The 20,674-nt window shown below is 62.7% G+C and carries 27 protein-coding genes, 1 tRNA gene and 1 riboswitch; of the genes, 15 read left to right on the top strand and 13 right to left on the bottom strand.

The genetic code is table 11. The features are described 5' to 3' along the window. Window positions 1–62 precede the first annotated feature (62 nt). Complete coding sequence (locus R0J92_RS08975) at window positions 63–977, bottom strand: LysR substrate-binding domain-containing protein (RefSeq protein WP_106163223.1); 915 nt, start codon at window positions 975–977, stop codon at window positions 63–65. Between the two features lie 142 nt (window positions 978–1,119). Between R0J92_RS08975 and R0J92_RS08980 the strand changes: the two genes are divergently transcribed. The 3 genes from R0J92_RS08980 to R0J92_RS08990 are packed head-to-tail and all read left to right on the top strand — an operon-like array spanning window position 1,120 to window position 3,735. Beyond that, on the top strand, window positions 1,120–1,890 hold the full coding sequence (locus tag R0J92_RS08980; RefSeq protein ID WP_411051592.1) for a 5-oxoprolinase subunit B family protein: 771 nt from the start codon (window positions 1,120–1,122) through the stop codon (window positions 1,888–1,890). Further along, entirely contained in the window at window positions 1,887–2,912 is a 1,026-nt protein-coding gene (locus R0J92_RS08985) for a biotin-dependent carboxyltransferase family protein (RefSeq protein WP_411051436.1), read from the top strand. Before R0J92_RS08980 ends, R0J92_RS08985 begins: the two co-directional genes overlap by 4 nt. Before the next feature lie 49 nt (window positions 2,913–2,961). Further along, window positions 2,962–3,735, top strand: a complete 774-nt coding sequence (locus tag R0J92_RS08990) for a LamB/YcsF family protein (protein WP_106163225.1) — start codon at window positions 2,962–2,964, stop codon at window positions 3,733–3,735. 133 nt (window positions 3,736–3,868) lie between these two features. On the opposite strand, the gene R0J92_RS08995 is transcribed toward R0J92_RS08990, so the two are convergent. Together R0J92_RS08995 and thiC are read right to left on the bottom strand one after the other, a co-directional pair. Beyond that, on the bottom strand, window positions 3,869–4,453 hold the full coding sequence (locus R0J92_RS08995) for a thiamine phosphate synthase (RefSeq protein ID WP_411051593.1): 585 nt from the start codon (window positions 4,451–4,453) through the stop codon (window positions 3,869–3,871). Window positions 4,454–4,521: 68 nt separating this feature from the next. Beyond that, a complete protein-coding gene (gene thiC / locus R0J92_RS09000) occupies window positions 4,522–6,360 on the bottom strand; it encodes a phosphomethylpyrimidine synthase ThiC (protein WP_411051437.1) in 1,839 nt (612 codons plus the stop codon). A gap of 119 nt (window positions 6,361–6,479) precedes the next feature. After that, window positions 6,480–6,600, bottom strand: a riboswitch (TPP riboswitch). Between the two features lie 229 nt (window positions 6,601–6,829). Between thiC and bioB the strand changes: the two genes are divergently transcribed. Further along, a complete protein-coding gene (gene bioB, locus R0J92_RS09005) occupies window positions 6,830–7,807 on the top strand; it encodes a biotin synthase BioB (RefSeq protein ID WP_411051438.1) in 978 nt (325 codons plus the stop codon). A 112-nt stretch (window positions 7,808–7,919) separates the two neighbouring features. Beyond that, window positions 7,920–8,438, top strand: a complete 519-nt coding sequence (locus tag R0J92_RS09010; protein WP_411051439.1) for a DUF2478 domain-containing protein — start codon at window positions 7,920–7,922, stop codon at window positions 8,436–8,438. Between the two features lie 250 nt (window positions 8,439–8,688). On the opposite strand, the gene R0J92_RS09015 is transcribed toward R0J92_RS09010, so the two are convergent. After that, window positions 8,689–8,772, bottom strand: a tRNA-Tyr gene (locus R0J92_RS09015). 119 nt (window positions 8,773–8,891) lie between these two features. Here R0J92_RS09015 and rlmB point away from each other — a divergent pair. The 5 genes from rlmB (at window position 8,892) to R0J92_RS09040 (ending at window position 11,397) form a co-directional block, all read left to right on the top strand. Further along, on the top strand, window positions 8,892–9,680 hold the full coding sequence (rlmB, locus tag R0J92_RS09020) for a 23S rRNA (guanosine(2251)-2'-O)-methyltransferase RlmB (protein WP_106163229.1): 789 nt from the start codon (window positions 8,892–8,894) through the stop codon (window positions 9,678–9,680). A 72-nt stretch (window positions 9,681–9,752) separates the two neighbouring features. Then, a complete protein-coding gene (locus tag R0J92_RS09025) occupies window positions 9,753–10,043 on the top strand; it encodes a hypothetical protein (protein WP_411051440.1) in 291 nt (96 codons plus the stop codon). After that, window positions 10,036–10,185: a hypothetical protein gene (locus R0J92_RS09030; RefSeq protein ID WP_411051441.1), complete on the top strand. Its 150-nt coding sequence runs from the start codon at window positions 10,036–10,038 to the stop codon at window positions 10,183–10,185. The genes R0J92_RS09025 and R0J92_RS09030 overlap by 8 nt, the downstream gene beginning before the upstream one ends. Window position 10,186: 1 nt before the next feature. Further along, window positions 10,187–10,669, top strand: coding sequence for a YHS domain-containing (seleno)protein (locus tag R0J92_RS09035; RefSeq protein WP_411051442.1), 483 nt, complete (start codon window positions 10,187–10,189; stop codon window positions 10,667–10,669). Window positions 10,670–10,932: 263 nt separating this feature from the next. Continuing rightward, the gene (locus R0J92_RS09040; RefSeq protein ID WP_411051443.1) at window positions 10,933–11,397 is read left to right on the top strand and encodes a CoA-binding protein; all 465 of its coding nucleotides are present in this window, start codon (window positions 10,933–10,935) and stop codon (window positions 11,395–11,397) included. Window positions 11,398–11,768: 371 nt separating this feature from the next. On the opposite strand, the gene R0J92_RS09045 is transcribed toward R0J92_RS09040, so the two are convergent. Continuing rightward, the gene (locus R0J92_RS09045; protein ID WP_411051444.1) at window positions 11,769–12,086 is read right to left on the bottom strand and encodes a phosphoribosyl-ATP diphosphatase; all 318 of its coding nucleotides are present in this window, start codon (window positions 12,084–12,086) and stop codon (window positions 11,769–11,771) included. Continuing rightward, on the bottom strand, window positions 12,083–12,844 hold the full coding sequence (gene hisF, locus R0J92_RS09050) for an imidazole glycerol phosphate synthase subunit HisF (RefSeq protein WP_411051445.1): 762 nt from the start codon (window positions 12,842–12,844) through the stop codon (window positions 12,083–12,085). Before hisF ends, R0J92_RS09045 begins: the two co-directional genes overlap by 4 nt. 166 nt (window positions 12,845–13,010) lie before the next feature. Here hisF and R0J92_RS09055 point away from each other — a divergent pair, with 166 nt between their 5' ends. Then, a complete protein-coding gene (locus tag R0J92_RS09055; protein ID WP_317385696.1) occupies window positions 13,011–13,454 on the top strand; it encodes a DUF302 domain-containing protein in 444 nt (147 codons plus the stop codon). A gap of 78 nt (window positions 13,455–13,532) precedes the next feature. Here R0J92_RS09055 and R0J92_RS09060 read toward each other — a convergent pair whose 3' ends face one another. Next, on the bottom strand, window positions 13,533–14,015 hold the full coding sequence (locus tag R0J92_RS09060; protein ID WP_411051446.1) for a DUF2867 domain-containing protein: 483 nt from the start codon (window positions 14,013–14,015) through the stop codon (window positions 13,533–13,535). Window positions 14,016–14,178: 163 nt separating this feature from the next. Then, entirely contained in the window at window positions 14,179–14,901 is a 723-nt protein-coding gene (gene hisA / locus R0J92_RS09065; RefSeq protein ID WP_317386927.1) for a 1-(5-phosphoribosyl)-5-[(5-phosphoribosylamino)methylideneamino]imidazole-4-carboxamide isomerase, read from the bottom strand. A gap of 184 nt (window positions 14,902–15,085) precedes the next feature. On the opposite strand from hisA, the gene R0J92_RS09070 reads away from it, so the two are divergent. Next, window positions 15,086–15,475 carry a DUF2147 domain-containing protein gene (locus R0J92_RS09070; RefSeq protein ID WP_411051447.1) on the top strand — a complete coding sequence of 130 codons (390 nt, stop codon included), beginning with the start codon at window positions 15,086–15,088 and terminating at the stop codon, window positions 15,473–15,475. 19 nt (window positions 15,476–15,494) lie between these two features. On the opposite strand, the gene R0J92_RS09075 is transcribed toward R0J92_RS09070, so the two are convergent. Then, on the bottom strand, window positions 15,495–15,812 hold the full coding sequence (locus R0J92_RS09075; RefSeq protein WP_317385698.1) for a WGR domain-containing protein: 318 nt from the start codon (window positions 15,810–15,812) through the stop codon (window positions 15,495–15,497). Between the two features lie 50 nt (window positions 15,813–15,862). Then, entirely contained in the window at window positions 15,863–16,399 is a 537-nt protein-coding gene (locus R0J92_RS09080; RefSeq protein ID WP_411051448.1) for a peroxiredoxin-like family protein, read from the bottom strand. A gap of 138 nt (window positions 16,400–16,537) precedes the next feature. On the opposite strand from R0J92_RS09080, the gene R0J92_RS09085 reads away from it, so the two are divergent. Then, window positions 16,538–17,266, top strand: a complete 729-nt coding sequence (locus R0J92_RS09085) for an AraC family transcriptional regulator (RefSeq protein ID WP_317385699.1) — start codon at window positions 16,538–16,540, stop codon at window positions 17,264–17,266. 214 nt (window positions 17,267–17,480) lie between these two features. Here R0J92_RS09085 and hisH read toward each other — a convergent pair whose 3' ends face one another. After that, window positions 17,481–18,119 (bottom strand): imidazole glycerol phosphate synthase subunit HisH, encoded by a 639-nt coding sequence (hisH, locus tag R0J92_RS09090; RefSeq protein ID WP_106163240.1) that lies wholly within the window; start codon window positions 18,117–18,119, stop codon window positions 17,481–17,483. A gap of 72 nt (window positions 18,120–18,191) precedes the next feature. After that, window positions 18,192–18,845: a TetR/AcrR family transcriptional regulator gene (locus tag R0J92_RS09095; protein WP_411051449.1), complete on the bottom strand. Its 654-nt coding sequence runs from the start codon at window positions 18,843–18,845 to the stop codon at window positions 18,192–18,194. 38 nt (window positions 18,846–18,883) lie between these two features. On the opposite strand from R0J92_RS09095, the gene R0J92_RS09100 reads away from it, so the two are divergent. Further along, the gene (locus R0J92_RS09100) at window positions 18,884–19,516 is read left to right on the top strand and encodes a DUF2306 domain-containing protein (RefSeq protein ID WP_411051450.1); all 633 of its coding nucleotides are present in this window, start codon (window positions 18,884–18,886) and stop codon (window positions 19,514–19,516) included. An 81-nt stretch (window positions 19,517–19,597) separates the two neighbouring features. On the opposite strand, the gene hisB is transcribed toward R0J92_RS09100, so the two are convergent. After that, window positions 19,598–20,185: an imidazoleglycerol-phosphate dehydratase HisB gene (hisB, locus tag R0J92_RS09105; RefSeq protein ID WP_411051451.1), complete on the bottom strand. Its 588-nt coding sequence runs from the start codon at window positions 20,183–20,185 to the stop codon at window positions 19,598–19,600. 170 nt (window positions 20,186–20,355) lie between these two features. Here hisB and R0J92_RS09110 point away from each other — a divergent pair, with 170 nt between their 5' ends. Then, window positions 20,356–20,595, top strand: coding sequence for an Lrp/AsnC family transcriptional regulator (locus R0J92_RS09110; RefSeq protein ID WP_005652398.1), 240 nt, complete (start codon window positions 20,356–20,358; stop codon window positions 20,593–20,595). The last annotated feature ends 79 nt before the right edge of the window (window positions 20,596–20,674 follow it).

A 20,674-nucleotide genomic window follows, 5' to 3' on the forward strand; every position in this document is an offset into this window, starting at 1 on the left:
AAGTTGAGAGAGCATGTGGCCGAGGTCAAATTCGCTCAATATCGGAAAACCTCACTCACAGGTTAGCTGGGTTCATCCGTGATCTCTCGGGCTGTCGCAATGATCCAGTCGCGCAGCATCAGCGCATTGGGCGTCAGCTCCTCTTCCGGTTTGCAGATCAGATAAAATTTCTGCGGGGCCGACAGCACATGCGGCGTCACTATACGCAGGTCTCCCCGGTTCAGCAGGGGGGAGATCAGCTGTTCCCACCCCAGTGTCAGGCCGGCGCCGTCCTGGGCCGCCTGCAGCGCAATGGAGTAATTGTTGACGCGGATGCCCGAGGCCACCGGACCCTTGTAGCCCAGCTGGCGGAACCAGTCGTGCCATTTGGTCCAGCTGATGTCATCGCCTTCGAGATGGATCAGCCGCTGGCGTGCCAGAACCTCCAGATCCGCATCAGCCAGCTCCTCGGCCCGCTCCGGAGAGGTCACTGGCAGCAACCGGTCGCGGTAGAGGGGATATTGGTCAAGCCTCGGATCCCGTTCCCGCCCATACCAGATGTAGAGATCCATATCCGCCGAGGTGGTAAAGGCCCGATCCCGCACCACCTGGTTGATGTTGATCTCGGGGTGGTCGCGCCAGAAGCGGATGACAGCGGGCGACAACCACAGCGAGGCCATCGCGGTGGTCGAACCGACGGTTACCACGCCGGAGGATCCGTGATCGCGGATGGCCTGCAGGCATTGGGACATGCGGGTGAAGGAGGCCGCCAGCGTATCATAAAGCGTCTGTCCCGGTGGCGTCAGCTCCACCCCGCGATGCTTGCGCTTGAACAGGGTCACGCCCAGTTCGCCTTCCAGCGCCTTGACCTGATGGCTGACCGCGCCCGGTGTGACCGAAAGCTCTTCTGCGGCCTTCTTGAAACTCAGATTTCGCGCCGCCGCCTCAAAGGCGGTGAGCGTTGTCAGCGGCGGCAAGTCATAGTGGCGGCGAGACATGGGCGGCGCTCGTAGCTTGAATGAAAGTCACGCGAGTATGGGCGTTCATGCGAGGCTTGACGAGTGGGCTTCCCGACAAATGGCCAGTCACATCCGACATTTGGGTCTGGTGTTTCGGCTTGACCGCTGGCAGTCATACGGCATGACAAACGTGCAGCCCACATCGCCGCCACAGGGGCAGACATCGGATTGGCCACAGGTGGCCACTGCCGGTTTCGACGGTCTTGTCGTGCGGTTTGCCGACACCCTCAGCGAACCTGCCAACCGCGCGGCGCTGGCCTTTCGCGTCGCGGTCGAACGCGCAGGTTGGTCAGCGGTGCAGGAAACCTCGACCTCGCTGGTGTCCACCTATCTGCGGTTTGACCCGCTCGGCACCGCCCACGCCGAGATGATGCAGCAGGTCAAAACCCTGTTGGCGTCGCGCGACTGGTACGATGCCGCGCTGCCCGAGGGGCGCAAGCTGTGGCGCGTGCCGACCGTGTTCGGAACCGATCTGGCTCCGCAGCTGGCGGAGGCCGCGGAACGGGCGGGGCTCACGGTCGAGGAAGCCGTGCGACAGATCGCCGAAACACAGCTGCGGGTGCAAACCATCGGCTTTGCGCCCGGGCAGCCCTATCTGGGCGAATTGCCCCCGGCCTTTGATATCCCGCGCCAGACCGACTTGACACCGCAGGTGCCAGAGGGGGCGGTTGTGGTGGCGATCCGCCAGATCGTGCTGTTTTCTGTCACCACGCCGACGGGGTGGCGCCATATTGGGCAGACCCGGTTCCGGCTGTTCCGCCCGGATGCCCCCGAACCCTTCGTGCTCCGACCCGGGGACGAGGTGCGGTTTGAGCCGATCTCGCCAGAGACATACGCAGCGCTTGAGCGTGACGGCCCTGATGGCGGCGCGACCTGCGAGGTGCTGTCATGACCCGTACGCTGACACTTCATCGCGCCGGGCCGGGGTTGAGCCTGCAGGACCTTGGACGCAGTGGCTACTTGGCCTTCGGGCTGTCTCAGGGCGGGGCGGCCGACAGGTTGGCCGTGTTCGAAGGGGGGGCATTGCTGGGACAGGCCCCGGATCTGGCCGCGATCGAGATGGCGGGCATGGGCGGCGTCTTTGAGGTTTCACAAGACACCCGCATTGCCCTGACCGGCGCCCCGATGCGCGCCGCGCTTGATGACGGGACATCCCTGCGCTGGAACGCAAGCCACTTGCTTCCCGCCGGGGCGCAGCTGACCATCGGCGCGGTGCAGGCCGGATCCTATGGCTATCTGCACCTCGGCGGCGGTATCGCGACCGAGTGCCGCCTTGGCGCGCGCAGCACCCATATGGCCTCCGGTCTTGGTGCGCGATTGCAGGATGGCGAGACCCTCCCGATCGGTCAGGACAGGGACAGTGCGGTTAACCTCGCACTTGAGCCGGAGCCGCGTCTGGACGGCGGCACCCTGCGTATGGTTCCCAGCCTGCAGACGGATCTTTTTGGCGCGACAGAGCTGGCGCGGTTTCAGGATGTGACGTTCACCCGCGACACCCGCGCCAATCGCATGGGGGTGCGGCTCCTGCCTGACGGAGACGGTTTTGCCCTCGACGGCGGTCTCAGCGTGTTGTCGGAGGTGATCGCTCCCGGTGATATTCAAGTCACCGGTGACGGCACGCCTTATGTCCTGATGAGCGAGTGTCAGACCACCGGTGGCTATCCACGCATCGGCTCCGTGCTGCCGTCGGATCTGCCGCGCGTGGCGCAGGCCCAGGCCGGTGCGCGCTTCAGCTTCACACTTGTGTCGCTGGAGGAGGCGGTTGAGCTGGAACGCCGCGCGGCCGAGGATCTGAAACGCCTGCCTGCACGGCTGCACCCCTTGCTGCGCGACCCGGCCAGCATGCGCGACCTGTTGTCTTATCAACTGGTCAGTGGCGCGACAGCGGGCCGCGACCTCGACGATGCGCTCTGACAGCGAAGATGCGCACAGACACTGAAACTGCCAAGGAGGGCCATGCCCGATGACACTGACCGTCGATCTGAACGCCGACATGGGAGAGAGCTTCGGCCCCTGGGTGATGGGGCGCGATGCAGAGGTGCTCGATGTGGTCACCTCCGCCAATGTGGCCTGCGGTGTGCACGCCGGGGACTGGGATGTGATGGCTCAAACCATGGCGGCGGCAGCGGCGCGCGGCGTTGGTATTGGCGCGCATCCGGGCTTTCCCGACCTTCAGGGCTTTGGCCGCCGCAAGATGCATTTGCCACACGCCAGCCTGGCGCATCTGGTGCAATATCAGGTGGGCGCAGCGCAAGCGATGGCGCGGGCCGCGGGCACTGAGGTGCGGCACCTGAAACTGCATGGTGCGATGGCAAATATGGCATCGGCCGATCGGGACATGGCACTGGCGTGCTACGAGGCGGCGCTGGCGGTCGCGCCGGACATCATCATCATGGTGATGGCGGGCACCCAGCAGCAGGCAGCAGCCGAGGCGCTGGGCTGCAATGTGGCCTGCGAGATATTTGCGGATCGCGCCTATAATGCAGATGCCACCCTGGTTGACCGCTCGCAGCCCGGTGCGGTGATCCACGACGCGGACCTGGCAGGGCAGCGGATCACGCGGATGGTCAAGGATGGTGCGATCCACGCTGAGGACGGCAGCCGCATACCAGCGCGGATCGACACGATTTGCCTGCATGGCGACACGCCCGAGGCGCTGGACATTGCCCGCAGCGTGCGCAGCAGACTGGAAGAGGCAGGGATCACCTTGCGCAGTTTTGCCGGAGCGCCGCTCTGACCCTTTGGGATCTCGCGATCCATTGTACAATTATGCAGCCGGCAAAGGTGCCGCGGCCTGCCGCTTTCCATCCGATAGCCAACCAACAGGATACCGGGTCAGACCACGCGAATGAACCGCGTGGTCTGTGTGTTCAGGCCCCGCAGGCCGTGACCCAGGCGCGGGTTCTGGCCTCGGGGTCTTCGGCGCTCTGAATGTCGGTGGACACGGCGACGCAGTCAGCACCTGCTGCAAACACTGCGTGCAAGCGCTCGATCACCAGCCCGCCGGAGACAACAAGCGGCACATCGCCAGAGGTCTGTTTCCAGCGTTTCAGTTGTTCAAGCGCCTGATTTCCCTCGAATTCCCGCGAGAGCGCGCGCAGATCCAGCGCCACATAAGCCGGGGACAGCGTCAGGGCGTGCTTCAGTTCCGTGTCATCGCCGACGTCCACCCCATAACGCACTCCTGCGCGATGAAGGGCGTCCGTATCAGCCTCCGCCAGATCCTGTTGCGTCAGATGTACAAAGTCACAGTTCAGATCGAGTGCCGCCTGCCAATGCCTGTGGATCACCAGCTGCGCGTCGTGAACAGCGCAGAAATCCCGTGCGCGGGCGATCTGGCGGCGAACTTCGGCCTCTGGTTGTCCCTCGATCCTCAGCTGCACCAGATCCGCACCCTGCGGCACCAGCAACTCCACCCGGCCCACATGCCCGACAATCAGATAGAGCCCTTCTATCCTGCGCTCTCCGCAAAGCCCGCTCTGGGCATTAAGGCCGCGGAAGTGCCGTGCCTGAACCGCGCGGGTCATGTCTCGGCCTCACTCGGTTCTGATGTCGCGTCCGCCACCGGCACATAAAGCGCGCCGCCCTCGCGGAACTTCGCCGCCATTGCCTCGAAGCCCTCTTTCTGGGCCTCGGCGCGGATGTCATGGCTGATCCGCATGGAGCAGAACTTCGGCCCGCACATCGAACAGAAATGCGCCACCTTATGCGCCTCTTTCGGCAGGGTCTCATCGTGGAAGCTCTGTGCGGTTTCCGGGTCCAGCGACAGGTTGAACTGATCCTCCCAACGGAATTCGAACCGCGCGCGGGACAGCGCATCATCACGCCGCTGCGCGCCGGGCAGACCCTTGGCCAGATCGGCGGCATGGGCGGCAATCTTGTAGGTGATGACGCCGGTTTTCACATCATCGCGGTCCGGCAGGCCCAGATGTTCCTTGGGCGTCACATAGCAGAGCATCGCGCAGCCAAACCAGCCGATCATCGCCGCGCCAATCCCAGACGTGATGTGGTCGTAGCCCGGCGCGATATCCGTCGTGAGCGGCCCCAGCGTGTAAAACGGCGCCTCGTGGCAGCACTCCAGCTGCTTGTCCATGTTCTCCTTGATCTTGTGCATGGCCACATGGCCCGGCCCTTCGATCATCACCTGGCAATCCTTGGCCCAGGCGACCTTGGTCAGCTCGCCCAGCGTTTCCAGCTCGGCAAATTGCGCCTCGTCATTGGCGTCCGCGATCGAACCCGGGCGCAGCCCATCGCCCAAGGAAAACGACACATCATAGCGGCGGCAGATATCGCAGATCTCCTCGAAATGCTCGTAGAGGAAGCTCTCCTTGTGATGATGCAGGCACCACTTCGCCATGATCGACCCACCGCGCGATACGATCCCGGTGACGCGTTCCACGGTCATCGGCACCATATGCAGCCGCACGCCCGCGTGGATGGTGAAGTAATCGACTCCCTGTTCGGCCTGTTCGATCAGCGTGTCGCGGAACACCTCCCAGGTCAGATCTTCGGCAATGCCATTGACCTTCTCCAGCGCCTGATAGATTGGCACGGTGCCGATGGGCACGGGGCTGTTGCGGATGATCCATTCGCGGGTGTTGTGAATATTGCGGCCCGTGGACAGATCCATCACTGTATCCGCGCCCCAGCGGATCGCCCAGACCAGCTTGTCCACCTCTTCCTCCATCGAGGAGGTGACGGCGGAGGTGCCCATATTGGCGTTGATCTTCACCTTGAAATTGCGGCCGATGATCATCGGCTCCAGCTCCGGGTGGTTGATGTTGGCGGGGATGATGGCGCGCCCGGCAGCGATCTCTGCACGCACGAATTCCGGCGTCACATAGTCTGGGATATTGGCCCCGAAATCCTCCCCATCGCGGCTGCCATGGCAGGGCGATAGCTCACGCAGCTGGTTCTCGCGGATGGCGATATACTCCATCTCCGGCGTGATAAGACCGGCCCGCGCATAGGCCAGCTGCGTCGGGGCGGCATCGCCCTTGCCCCGCAGGGGCGCGGGCCGCACCGGGAACTCCGGCACCAGCCGATCACCCGCGACAAAGCCGTTGTCCGCAGGGGTAACATCGCGGCCCTGATAGTCTTCCACGTCGCCCCGGGCCTTGATCCACGCGGCGCGCACCGGCGCGAGACCATTGCGAATATCGGTGAGGATTTCGGGGTCCGTATAGGCCCCGGAACTGTCATAGACCGGCAGCGGCGCCTCGCCTGCGGTCGGGTGGGTGGCAATTTCGCGCATCGGCACGCGGATGTCTGCATGCATCTCGCCTGCCACATAGATCTTGCGCGACGCAGGCAATGCGCCCGTCGTGACCTTTGGGGTGATCTTGGGGGTGGGGACGTTCATCTTGGTGCTCCTCGAGTCCATTCTCAAAAAGACACCAATTGAGCCGGGCCGGAGGAAAACGGGGCAGGGGGTACAGATCCTGCCGTGTCAGAGCAGAGGCTCCCACCTGTACCGGGCGGGGCGCGACTGTCCTAGCTTCCTACGCCAGTATCAACTGGGTCAGGTTCTAAGGGTCGCGTCACCGGGATTTCTCCCCGTCTGCCTCTCAGTCCCCTCGGCGGGACTCCCCTGCGTAGCCCTAGGGGTAGGGGAGGGCACAGCGTGTCGTCAAGGAGTTTCTCGCCGCCGGGGGTGGCATCCATCACAGGCGCACCTGTCGCGCAAAACGTGCTTTCATCAAAGCTGAGCGGTGGAAAATTGCGCTGAAATTCAAATGCCTGTGCGCTTGCGACTCATTTCATATATTATCTATAAAATAAAGGTTCACCCACGGCGTGTGCCGTTCCACCTATTCCAGCGAGGTTTTTCCATGCTCGATACGCCGCCTATCCGTACCAACTGGACCCGGGAAGAGGCAGAGGAGATCTACGCCCAGCCCTTCATGGATCTGCTGTTTCAGGCCCAGAACCTGCACCGGCAGATGTTTGATCCCAACGCGGTGCAGAAATCGCGCCTGCTGTCGATCAAGACCGGCGGCTGCGCCGAGGATTGCGCCTATTGCTCGCAATCCGCCCGCAATGGCGCGCAGCTGCCAGCTTCAAAACTGATCGAGGTGCAGCGGGTGATTGCCGAGGCCAGGAAGGCCCGCGATGCCGGCGCCACCCGCTACTGCATGGGTGCGGCCTGGCGCGGGCCCAAGACCCGCGACATGGCGCAGCTGGAGGCGATGATCGAAGGCGTCAAGGCGCTGGGGATGGAGACCTGCATGACGCTCGGAATGCTGGAACAGGATCAGGTGCTGCGCCTGCGGGATGCGGGTCTGGATTACTACAATCACAACATCGACACTTCGGAGCGCTACTACCCAGAGGTGATCACCACCCGCAGCTTTGCGGATCGACTGGAAACCCTGGCCCGGGTGCGCGAGGCGGGGATCAACGTCTGCTCCGGTGGCATCCTCGGCATGGGCGAAGAACGCGGCGACCGGATCGACATGCTGCTGAGCCTTGCGACCCTGCCGGAACATCCCCAATCGGTGCCGATCAACATGCTGATTCCGATGGCGGATACGCCACTGGCAGACACACCCCCGCTCGATCCGATCGAATTTGTCCGCGCCATTGCGCTGGCCCGCATCCTGATGCCCCGCGCGCATGTGCGGCTCTCCGCGGGGCGCACCGAGATGAGCGATGAGCTGCAGGCGATGTGCATCTTTGCCGGGGCCAACTCGATCTTCATGGGCGACACGCTCCTGACTGCCGACAACCCCGAGGAAGACGCGGACGAGGCGCTGTTTGACCGGCTGGGTTTGCGCGCGATGGCTGCGGGAAGTCACGGCACGCGTTAGGGGGGGCTGTGATGGGCGGCTGCGACATCAGCCCCGCCCCACGGCCACTGGCGGGGCGGGCGTTTCCGCGCTATCCTGCGTGTCGCGCAGACGATATGCAAAGGACGATCCCATGCAGCTTGCCTATGTAATGACCGCCGAACGCGGCGCCACCGACCGCCTGCTGACCGCACTTGCGGAACGGCTGGCGGAAAAGGGCATCCGCACCGCCGGCATCGTGCAAACCAACACCGAATGCTACGACAACAAACTCTGTGACATGGATGTGCGTGTCCTGCCGGAGGGCGAGACCATCCGCATTTCGCAATCTCTGGGCGAGGGCGCGCGCGGCTGCCGTCTCAACCCGGACGCGCTGGAGCGGGCTGTCGGCCTGGTGACGGCGGCGCTTGACAGCACGCCTGCACCGCAGGTTCTGATCGTCAATAAATTCGGCAAGCATGAGGCGGACGGGCGCGGTATGCGCCCCATCATCGGCGAAGCGCTGGCCATGGGGCTGCCTGTCGTCTCCGGCGTCAACCGGATGAATGTCGCAGCCTTCGAAGGCTTTGCCGAAGGCACGGCAATAGAAGCGGAACCGGACCTCGACGCGCTGGTCGCCTGGGTCGAGGCGGCAGTGTCGGAACCCGCCTGAAGTGCCCAGCTTATGAACCCGCCTGTCAGGGGGTATTGCCTTCATCTTTTTATAAATATCTCGGGGTCCGGGGCAGCGCCCCGGCGACCGCCCCGCCGCGAAAAAAAACCGGGCCCGCGGACGGGCAACGCACCGCCCGTAGGGCGCGCGAATATCATCTGTGCTGATCGAGAATTGGGGCCGAATGTACAAACGGCGAGCCACCATTCATCCTCGCAACACATTGATATCATGTTTGAAAGAGGAGAAATGGTGGGCGACCCTGGAATCGAACCAGGCGTGCGTCTCCGCGAGGGAGTTACAGTCCCCTGCCACACCTTGCGGCCTGTCGCCCACTGTTAGAAGCATGTTGCACCTAACGTGGAGGCGTGATTACTAGCGCACCAAACGGGCGTCAACCGGAAAAGCGCAACTTTTTTCCGCCGCCTCGAAATTTGTTTTCCGGAGCAAGCCATGAACAAGAAACCCAGCAAGAAACCCGCATGGGTGGTGGACAAGGAAAAGGCCAAGAAAGCCGCCTCGGCAGAAACTGTCTGGCTGTTTGGTCTGCACGCCGTGCGCGACGCACTGCTGAACCCAAAACGTGAAAAGCTGCAGCTTGTGGTGACCCTGAACGCCCAGAATAAGCTGGAAGAGGCCATCGCCGCCTCCGGCATTACACCCGAAGTGGTCGAGCCGCGCAAATTCTCGGTGCCGATCGATCCCGGCTCGGTGCATCAGGGCGCAGCACTGGAAGTGAAGCCACTGAACTGGGGCGGGCTTGAGGACAATTGCATCGGTGCTGAAATCCCCCGGGTGCTGCTCCTGGACCGGGTGACCGATCCCCATAATGTCGGCGCCATCTTGCGCTCGGCCGAAGTGCTGGGCGCCTCGGCGGTGATCGGCACCCGCCATCATTCCGCACCGGAGACCGGCGCGCTGGCCAAAACCGCCTCGGGCGCGTTGGAACGCCAGCCCTACCTGCGCATGCGCAACCTCTCCGACAGTATCGTCGCGCTGCAGCAAATGGGCTATCTGGTGCTGGGCCTCGATGGTGAGGCCGAGGAAACCATCGAAGACGCGGTTGCCGGCCGCACCTCCGACCCGATCGCCCTGGTGCTGGGCGCTGAGGGGCCGGGCCTGCGTCAAAAGACCAAGGAAACCGTCGACAAGCTGGTCAAGATCGACGCAGCTGGCGGTTTTGGCTCGCTCAATGTTTCAAATGCGGCGGCGCTCTCCCTATATGCCTCCCTGAAGGGATAAACCCAAAGGAGAACCGGCATCGCACATAAAAGCGTCCCCGGCGGAAAGATCATCAGCTGTTGCTATTGCGGCGTGCAGTCGGCCTTTGTGCCGGACAAAACCTTGCACGCGCTGGTCTGCGGCACCTGTGGCGCGCCGCTCTCCGCCCAGAAGCAACGTCCACTGGCCGATCATAAGGGCGCAAAGCTGCCAAAGGTCGCCAAACCGCATAAGGCCAAGTCGTCCAAAAAGTCGAAATCCGGCGATTGGACGGTGATGGCGGCAGAGCTTGCGACCGCCAAGCTGATGAAAAAGCGAAAGAAGAAGAAAAAGAAATCGTCGTGGAAAAAGGTCTTTGATGTGATCGAGGACATCTTTGACTGACGCATTCAAAATGGTCTGTGACCTCCGGGCTGCACTTGTGCTCAACTCTCGTCACGAGATGTTCAATTTCCCGTTTCGCACCTTTTCTGCTCGCGCCGGTGCGGGCATTCTGCCGCTGACCGGTATCTGGACGGAGATCTGACTTGCTGCACCTGCGCCTGAAACACGCCCTCACCGGGTTCGGTTTTGCGATCTTTGTTGGGACGGCCTTGGCCCTTTCTCTCGCGTCGCGGGCGCAGGCGGATACGATCTATATCTCGATGCAGGATGGGATCGCCATCGGCGGGTATGATCCTGTCTCGTTTCACACAGCGGATCAGCCGAAAAAGGGAGCGCAGGATCACGCGCTTATGTGGAAAGGTGCGGTCTGGCTGTTTCACACCGCGCATAACCAATCCCGGTTCGAGGCCAACCCACGCGCCTATGCGCCGAAGTTCGGCGGGCACTGCGCCTATGGTATCGCGCGCGGTCGGGTCTTCGACGGCAATCCGATGACATGGGAAATTGTCGATGGGCATCTGTATCTCTTTCACACGCCGCGAGTCGAAGCGTTGTGGATGGCGGAGCGGACCCACATGATCCAGACCGCACATCAGGCCTGGCCGGACGTGTTGGATACGGATTAGAGGCCTGCAGGCGTCCTGAATCGTATAATCTGCAGTCATCAAGCCTGTGTCATATTCACAAAATTGAGATTGCCTCTTTTATTTCGGCGCAACAGCACCAGTTTGAATGGCAGACTGCGGCCTTGGAACCGTCGCAGATCTTTTTCACTGTCCCTCGTTCCACACCTCGCGCCCGAAGATTCTTCGGGCGCTTTTTTCATGCAGCTTCAGCAGGGTCGGGCTTCGGGCTTGCATAGGGCGCGCGGCTTGCGCAAAGTCAGCCCATGTATACCGATGCACTTCTCAAGGACATTCTGACCCGCACCAAGGTGATTGCCGTGGTCGGCGTGTCTCTCAATCCGGTCCGCCCCAGCTACTATGTGGCGCGCTACCTGTCGCTCAAGGGCTATCGTGTGATCCCGGTGAACCCAGGTCACGCGGGCAAGATGCTGTTTGGCGAGACCGTTCAGGCCTCGCTGTCGGACATCGAAGGGGAGGTCGACATGGTCGATATCTTCCGCCGTCCCGAGGCGGTGCCGGCCATCGTGGAGGAGGCCTTGACGGTGTTTGCGGACCTGCAGACCATCTGGATGCAGATCGGCGTGGAGCATGCCGAGGCGGCAGCGCAGGCAGAGGCGCGGGGGGTGACGGTGATCCAGAACCGCTGCCCCAAGATCGAATACCAGCGCCTGTTCGGCGAGCTACGCCAGGGCGGCTTTGCCACCGGCATCATTTCCTCCAAACTCTGAAGTCTCGCGCAGAGCAGTGGGCAGTACCGTCGCAGCGCCGACGCATCGGCAGCAAGGTGGGGCTCCCGCCTGTCGGGCGCGCATGAGACATGCGCTGCGCCGGTTGGGCCGGGCGCCTTGCCTGACGGCAAGGCGCGGGGTCTGTGCCGCAGGTGTGAGCGCGCGCTGGCAGGTGCACCGGGTCTGTTACAGACGGGGAGGAAGGTGCTGGGGAGGCGCTTCAGTGGCAGGTCTGCCCTGAAGCGCCTGTGCAATTCTACTGGGCACAAGCCCGCCTCAAGGGTGAACCGCGCGTGCCGCGCGGCCGCTTCAGCGGCCCTTGACCCGGGATTGTGCCCGGGGCGGTATGTATCGAGGTGCGCGGTCGCGGCTCAGGTTCTGGGGCGGGCTGCCTTCTCGGCGACGCCGCTCAGGCCCTGCCGGTCGGCCAGCACCTGCAGCACGTCGTCCAGCGCCACATCGCGCGCCGCCAGCATCACCAGGAAATGATAGAGCACATCGGCCCCTTCGGAGGCGAGCCCTGTCTTGTCGTCCTTCACCGCCTCGATGATGGCCTCGATGGCTTCTTCGCCGAATTTCTCCGCACATTTCTCCGGCCCTTTGGACAGGAGTTTTGCGGTCCAGCTGGTGTCTGGATCGCTGCCCTTGCGGGAGAGAATGGTCTGTTCGAGGTCATGCAGCAGGGTCATTGAAGCCTCATCGGGATGCCATTGGCGATCATGTGTTGCTTGGCTTCCTGCACAGAATATTCGCCGAAATGGAAGATCGACGCGGCCAGCACCGCGCTGGCGCCCCCTTTGGTCACACCGTCAACGAGGTGATCCAGAGTGCCGACACCGCCAGAGGCGATCACCGGCACATCCACCGCATCGGAAATCGCGCGGGTCATCTCGAGGTTGAAACCCGATTTGGTGCCGTCGCGATCCATTGAGGTCAGCAGGATCTCGCCCGCGCCCTTGGCGGTCACAAGGCGGGCAAACTCCACCGCGTCGATGCCGGTTTCGCGGCGTCCGCCATGGGTGAAGATTTCCCATTTTCCGGGGGCGACAGATTTGGCGTCGATGGCGCAGACGATGCACTGGCTGCCGAACTGGTCGGCGGCCTCGCGGATCACATCCGGGTTGGCGACGGCGGCAGAGTTGAACGACACCTTGTCGGCCCCGGCCAGCAGCAGCGCGCGCACGTCGTCCTTGGTGCGCACACCGCCCCCCACCGTCAGCGGCACGAAGCATTGTTCGGCGGTGCGGCGCACCATGTCGAACATGGTGCCGCGGTTTTCATGGGTGGCGTGGATGTCGAGAAAGCAGATCTCGTCAGCGCCGGCGGCATCATAGGCGCGCGCAGCCTCCACCGGATCACCGGCATCGCGCAGGCCGACAAAGTTCACGCCCTTGACCACACGGCCATCGGCGACATCGAGACAGGGAATGAGACGGGTCTTCAGCATGCGGGTCTTATGGACCGGAACGGGCAGCGGGAAAAGAGGGCAATGCGGCGCGCAGGGCTGGTCCTTGCCGATTTTGGCGATTGACGGCCTTGTGGCTGGTGTGTGCCGGCAGGGCGAGGCAAGATCTGTGCCGATCTGAACCATACTCGTGAAGCAGGAGATTTCGATGAAAACCATTTTGACCGCCGCCGCGCTCTGCGTGATGACGGCGCTGCCGGCTCTGGCAGGCCTTGTTAAGGTTGAGAGCCGCCATTCGGTCGATGCGACGATCAATGCCTTGGAGACCGCTTTGGATGAGGCCGGTGCGACAGTGTTTGCCCGTGTGGATCACGCCAAGGGCGCGTCTGACATTGGTGCGGAGCTGCCCGACTCGCAGATCCTGATTTTCGGCAATCCGAAGATCGGCACCCCGGCGATGCAGGCTGACATGCGTGCGGGCCTGTTCCTGCCGCTCAAGGCGCTGGCCTATGAGGATGCGGAGGGCAAGGTCTGGCTTACCTATGAGGATCCGGTGATGATGTTCAAGGGTCTGGATATCAAACCGAGCGCTGAGTTCATCGCGGTGATGACCGGCGCGCTGCAGAAACTCTCCACCGCTGCGACGCAATAGAGCAGTGAGGGCAGTGCCCATCGTGCCCGATGACACAGGGTTCGATGGGTGCCGCGATTTACGGCGCGGACGGCGTCTCTATCCGTTGCTTGCAGAGGCCATGGTCGACGTCCCCGCGCGTGCGATCCGGCGCATGGCATCGCGCACGATCAGGATATGAAACGGCATCACCACCATCAGGTAGACCCGTCCGATCCAATTGTTGCGATGCACCCATGTGGCCATGTGGATGCGCCCATCCTCGCGCCGCACGCAAATGCGGAAATTCAGGTGGCTGTCGTCGGTGCCAAGGATCAGCTCCTGCGCGTCCTCATGGGTGATCGGAAAGATCGCCCCTTCACCCGTGTTGCTGACCTCGGTCTTCAAGCCGAGGGGCCGCACGATACGATTGCGCAGGGCAAGCAGGGTGCCAGCCCATTTGGGCATGCTCAGGCCAATATCGGCTGCGTCTCGCGCTGACAGGCTGCTCTGCACAGCGTAGCCATCGATAAAGTCTTCAGGCTGCACGCTCTGCCACAGGGCGGAAGCACGGGGCAGGGGGCGCTTTTCGATTTTTGACATAAGGTTGGTCTCCTCTGGTTGCAGCGTCTCAGCTAAATGCGCCGCAAGCCAGAGGGCGTGATGCCGCAGATCACGAGTTGAAGAGCAGAAGCGCCCCGGCGCAGACGCCAAGGGCAACAGCTTTTCAGACGAAATCGCGGGGCCGATTGTGGTGGCAGGGGGCTCAGCCCTTCATAACCGCCAGCGCCTCGGCAAGATCAATGGCGCCGTCGTAAAGCGCGCGACCGGAGATGGCACCGTTCAACGGCGCACCACAGGACTTGAGCGCGCGCAGATCGTCGAGCGATGACACCCCGCCCGAGGCGATCACCGGGATCGAGACCGCGTTGGCCAGCGCTGCCGTTGCATCGATGTTGGGGCCTTTCATCGCCCCGTCCCGCATGATGTCGGTGTAGATGATGGCCGCAACGCCTGCATCCTCAAAGGACCGTGCCAGATCGGTGACCTCAACGTCGGTTTCCTCCGCCCAGCCTTTGGTCGCGACCTTGCCATTGCGGGCATCTATGCCGACCGCAACCTTGCCGGGGAAGGCGCGCGCCGCCTCGCGGACCAGATCCGGGTTTTCCACCGCAACGGTGCCCAGGATCACCCGCGCCAGCCCCTTGTCCAGCCAACGCTCGATGGTGGCCATGTCGCGGATGCCGCCGCCCAGCTGTGCGGGCACCTGTGTCTGTTTCAGGATTTCTTCGACCGGCGCGGCGTTGACAGGTTCGCCTGCAAAGGCGCCGTTCAGATCGACCAGATGCAGCCATTCACAGCCCGCCGCCACGAACTCCAGCGCCTGCGCGGCGGGGTTGTCGTTGAACACGGTGGTCTTGTCCATGTCACCGTGCAGAAGCCGCACGGCCTGGCCGTCCTTGAGGTCGATTGCAGGGTAGAGGATCATCGGCTGCGCCCTTTTGGTCATGCTTGAATGCGTCGGCTGCCCTTTTGCCCAAGCTCACGGTGAATTGCAACGCGCCTGCGTGGGCCGGGCGTGCGACGGCACCCGGATAGGGCGACCCAAGGTCAGTCTTGCCTGAATGCGGCGCTGTCGGTCAGACTTCTGCCAGAATAGGGAGGACACAACCATGAAACAGATGATTGCAACCCTTGCGGTTTCACTTGGCCTGGCCGGTGCCGCGCTTGCCGCTGATCCGGCGGAGGGGACGTGGAAGACCCAGCCGGATGATGGATCCTACGCGCATGTGGCAATAACCCCCTGCGGCAGCGCCGTCTGCGGCACGATTGCGCGGACGTTCAATGACAGCGGCGAGTATAAATCGCCCAATCTCGGCAAGACGCTGGTGATCGACATGGTGCCCCAGGGCGGCGGCGCTTATGAAGGGCAGGTCTGGCGGCCGTCTAACAACAAGATCTACATCGGCAAAATGGATCTGAACGGCGACAGCCTGCGCCTGCGAGGCTGCGTCGCGGGCGGGTTGATCTGCTCCAAGCAGACCTGGACACGGGTGAAGTAAGACCCCTCGGGTGGCGCATTCAGAACAGCCCCATCTGCACCGGGATCGGCACGAAGCCCCGCTTCACCTGCCGGTCCCGCGTATTCTCAAAGAGATCCTGGGCCTCATTCAGGGAGCTGCAATAGTTGCGCCGCTCCTGTCCGCCGGGCTGACCGATCGGACCTGAGGCCTGCACCACACACCAGTCGCCGAATAGCGTCTGTGTCAGGCTCAGCACCAGATAGCGGTGCTGCCCGTCCCGGTGGCTGAATTTTTCAAAGCGCAAGTACAACGTAAAACGGGCCTGACCGTTGAAGGTGGTCAGGCCCGTATGCCTTGTTGCTATGCCTATGTCCATTGCTCACGTGGCTGTCGGGGACCGAGGATGCAGGACGGATGCGGGGGCGATCAAACGGCGCCGGTATACTCGCCGCGCGCCGGGTAGTTGTTGGCGATGGCAAAATCCAGTGCCGACACCAGTTCGGAGAAATGAGGCCGGACAAACGGCATCGTCTGAACCGAGCCATAGTAGAGCGTTTGTTCCGGTGACACCATGAACAGGCCCGGCTCGGAGAACAGGGCGGGCTCTTCCAGGCCGATGGAGGTCATGCCACGCGAAGTGGAGATATAGAGCCCCCAGTCCTTGGCCACATTCAGCGGTAGATCATAGGCAAAGCGCAGGTTTTTGGCCTCGATCTTTTCCGCCATCAGCCGCGTGCGTTCTTCGCCGTCAGAGCTGATGGCAATGCAGTTGACACCACGCTCGGTAAAATCGGCCGCGCGCTTTTCGAACTCTTTCAGGTAATTGGCGCAGATCGGGCAGTGCAGGCCGCGATAAAAACAGATGACGGTGCCGCGCTCTGAGGTTTCGGTCGAGAGGTCGAAGTGACCGCCGCCCAACAGGGGCAGGGACAGGGCAGGGGTCTTCTGGCGGGGGATCAACATGAGGCAGTCCTATGTGTAAGTGAGGTGATGGAGGCCGTCGAAAGGCTGAAACCTATATCGCCGAAGTTGAGGCTTGATAATTCCGAAAAACCTGACACATTTGCCGAAGTCTTGCCAAATAGTCTTGTAGAGGATGCCATGGACCGGCTTTCCAGCCTCATCTCTCGATTTCGTATGCGGGTGAATATCGCCTCTCCGTCTGAGGCGAATCTCCTGGTGCTGGCATCACCCGAAGGGGCGGCGGAGACGGTGCTGTTCTGCGCACAGGCACCGTTGCTCCCGCCGCGGGACGGTGTGTGCCTCGCGCTGCGTGTGGAATGGGCCGGGTCACATAATCCGCTGATTTCCGCGCTTCCCGCCCGGGTGGAGGTCAGATTGGCGCAGACTCCGCAGCTCGCCGCGCTTCTGACGTTGATGCGTCAGGAAGTTGAGTGCCACAGATGCGGCGCAGAATCCGTGTTGAGCAGTCTTGGTCAGGCGTTCATGGTGCGTCTGCTGCGCCATCTGATCGAGGCGGGCACGGCGGAGCCTGGGCTTTTGGCCGGACTGTCGGACCTGCGCCTCGCGCGGGCCATTGTGTCGATGCACGACCATCCGGGGCGCCTGTGGACGACACAGGATCTGGCAACCGAAGCCGGGCTGTCAGTGTCCCGATTTTCCGAATTGTTCGCGGCCCAGGTCGGAGAAACCCCGATGGGGTATCTGCGCCGCTGGCGGTTGACCCTCGCCCGGCAGGATTTGATCCGCGGTGATCGGGTGGAGGCGGTGGCGAGGCGCTATGCCTATGAATCGCCTGAGGGGTTCACACGCGCTTTTCGCAAGGCCTACGGCGTTGCGCCAGTCTCCCTCAGGCATAGCGCCGCCTGAGGGGAGGGATGCGTTTGGCCCTCCTGCGGCGCGTTGTGCAAAACAGGGGCTGGCGTGTGGCGGTCCACGTCTGTGTGTGACGTGATGGCCAAACGCCGCGCGCCCGCCCCTCGATGGGGCGGGCGCGCGGGCCTGCCGGTGGCGCGCATGCGGCCAGGGGCCCCATGCGCGCGCCGCCCTTACGGGCGGCAGGCGTCCAGATCAGAGCGGGGTGTCAGGGGGTCCAGGTGAGGAAGTTGCCGATCATCCTGAGGCCCACATGCTGGCTCTTCTCCGGGTGAAACTGCATGCCGAGCATGGTGTCGCGCCCGATCACCGCCGTGACATCGCCCGCATAATCGACATGCGCCAGACGTTCAGCGGGATTGGCGACGCGGAAATGATAGCTGTGCACGAAATAACAGTGATCGCCCGTGGAGATGCCATCAAATACCGGGTGGGGGTGGTCGATCACCAGATCGTTCCAGCCCATATGCGGCACCTTCAGGCGCGCGTCCTCTGGCGTGATCTTAACCACGTCGCCGCCGACCCAGCCCAGGCCCGGCGTCTCGGAATATTCGTGACCCGTCGTGGCCATCAACTGCATGCCGACACAGATCCCGAGAAACGGGCGGCCCTTCACCTCTACGGCTTCGACCATCGCGTCATAAATGCCTTTGTGGCCGCGCAGCTCCGTCGCGCAGGCGGGAAAGGCACCGTCTCCCGGCAGCACCAGCCGGTCGGCGCGCGCCACCACGTCGGCATCGGACGTCACCACCACCTCGCCGGCGCCGACCTCGGCCGCCATGCGCTGAAACGCTTTTTCGGCGGAGTGCAGGTTACCGGATTCATAGTCGATGATGGCGGTCAGCATAGGAAGACGTCCTCATTGTCATGCGCCCCTGAAGTGGCGGGAAACCGCGCGAGGGTCAAGAGGCGCAGGGGATCACGTGGTGCCCGATGTTCCCAGCGCATTCAACAAGCCGAGGATCTGGTCAAACAGCCCGTCCTCCAGCGGCCCACCCGGCGCGCCGAATTCGCCCGCCAGGCTCAGCATGGTGAAGCCATGGATCAGCGACCAGACCTGCAGCTCGATCACCCGGGCAGAGGTGCCCTCGGGAACAAAGGGCGCGCAGACCTCGCGCAGGATCTGATAGGCGTCTGCGTCTTCGCGCGTGCCGCCGGGCACCAGCCCCGCCAACCCCCGGTCGCCAAAGATCACCCGCAGGATGCCGCCATGATCGACGCCAAACTGCAGATATCCCCGGCAAATCGACTTGAGTTGCCCGCGCGCGCTTTGGTCACCCTGCACGCGTGCCTCGCGCATGTAGTTGGAAAAGATCTGAAATCCTTCAGCCGCAATCGCCGCCTTCAGCCCCGCAAGCCCGTCGAAATGATGCGCCGGAGCGGCATGGGAAACACCCGCCCGCGCAGCGCATTTGCGCAAGGTCAGCGCCTCTATCCCGCCCTCTTCCAAGAGGTCGATCCCGGCGCGCACCAAGGTGTTGCGCAGGTTTTTCGGCTGGGAGCGGGAAGAGGGGGATGAGGCCGTCATGAAGGCAGGATCGACGAGGACCTTGACGGTGTCAAGTTTGATCATTACTTTACAGTGTCAAGTTGACCGTAAGGAGTCAAAGCATGACACGTCACTTCTGGACCGGGCGCCGCCTCGCATGGGGGCTCGGCACACTCTGGGTGCTGTCTGTTCTGATTGCGCTGGGATCGCTGCGGTTCCTCGTGGCGGAGATTTCACTGGTGATGCCGGCGATGGTGCATCACCTGCTGGCGCGTCCGGTGGTGCTGTACCTGCATATCGGGCTGGCGCCAGTGGCTTTGGGGCTGTTGCCGGTGCAGTTTTCGCACCGATTGCGTGGCAGACGTCCGGGCCTGCACCGATGGGGCGGGCGGCTCTATGCACTATGCGTTCTGATGTCCGGGTTTGCCAGCCTGTGGCTGGCGTATAACACTGCCGAAGGCGTGGTGGCTGGGCTTGGTTTTGCGCTGCTGGCGGTGGTCTGGCTGGCAACTACGGCGATGGCGGTGATCGCCGCCCTGCAACGGAGGTTTGCCCTGCACAGGGCCTGGATGATCCGCTCTGCGGCCCTCACGCTGGCAGCGGTGACATTGCGGCTTTATCTGCCCATCGGCATGACGACTGTGGGGTTTGAGGCCAGTTACCCTGTGATCGCATGGATCTGCTGGGTGCCAAATCTCTTGGCGGCAGAGTGGCTGCTGCGCCGGGAGGTGCACGACGCCGTGCCTGCGGGGTGAACGGTACACCAACGCAAGTAATCAAACCGAAAAGGCCCGGGCTGTGCCGGGCCTTCGCATCAGAAAACACACTGTGAGCGCTTAGAGCGCGCCTTTGGTGGAGGGAACCGCATCTGCTTTGCGCGGGTCGACCTCAACCGCGGTGCGAAGCGCACGGGCCACCGCCTTGAATGCGGCCTCGGCGATGTGGTGGCTGTTCACCCCGTGGATCTGGTCGATGTGCAGCGTGATGCCGCCATGAGTCGCAAGCGCCTGAAAGAACTCGCGCACCAGTTCGGTGTCGAAATTGCCGATCTTCTGGGTCGGCAGATCCACATTCCACACGAGGAAGGGCCGGGCCGAGAGATCCAGCGCGGCACGCACCTGTGCGTCATCCATCGGCAAGTGGCACTCGCCGTAGCGGTTGATGCCTTTTTTGTCGCCAAGCGCCTGCACCAGCGTCTGACCCAGCGCGATGCCGGTGTCCTCGACGGTGTGGTGATCGTCGATATGGTAGTCGCCCTTGGCGCGGATGGTCATGTCGATCAGCGAGTGGCGCGACAGCTGGTCCAGCATGTGGTCAAAAAAGCCAACGCCGGTCTGATTGTCATATGTGCCGCTGCCGTCGAGGTTGACGGAAACGGAGATCGCCGTCTCGGCGGTGGAGCGGGAAACCTGGGCTGTGCGCATGGAGAAATCCTCAATCTGTTGCCATGGCTTATAGGGGGTGCGGTGGTGAGGGCTCAAGAGCTGTTGCAGTAAATGCTTGGCCAGCGAGGCTGCGTTTGCCGGGATTGCCCTTTGCCGCGCTGCGTGCGAGGTTGCCGGGCAACCAGACCTGACAGAAGCTGAGGCGAGATATGTCCACCTGCGTCTTTATCCAGATCCGCTGCAAACCCGGCACCACCTATAAGGTGGCCGAGGATATTGCGCTGCATGAGATCCACTCGGAGCTTTATTCCACCAGCGGGGAATATGACCTGCTGATGAAGCTCTACATCCCCTCGGGCGAGGATGTGGGTAAATATATCAATGACCACCTGTTGCAGATCCCCAATATCGAGCGGTCGCTGACGACAATGACGTTCAAGGTCTTCTGAGGGTTTCCAAAAGGAGCGCCTTGCGGCGCGCAGGTTGCGCTTTTCCTTGTGGGAAAAGCCCGATGCGAGGCTCTGCCTC

The sequence above is a fragment of the Tritonibacter sp. SIMBA_163 genome, from assembly GCF_046535935.1.
GTDB lineage: Bacteria > Pseudomonadota > Alphaproteobacteria > Rhodobacterales > Rhodobacteraceae > Epibacterium > Epibacterium scottomollicae.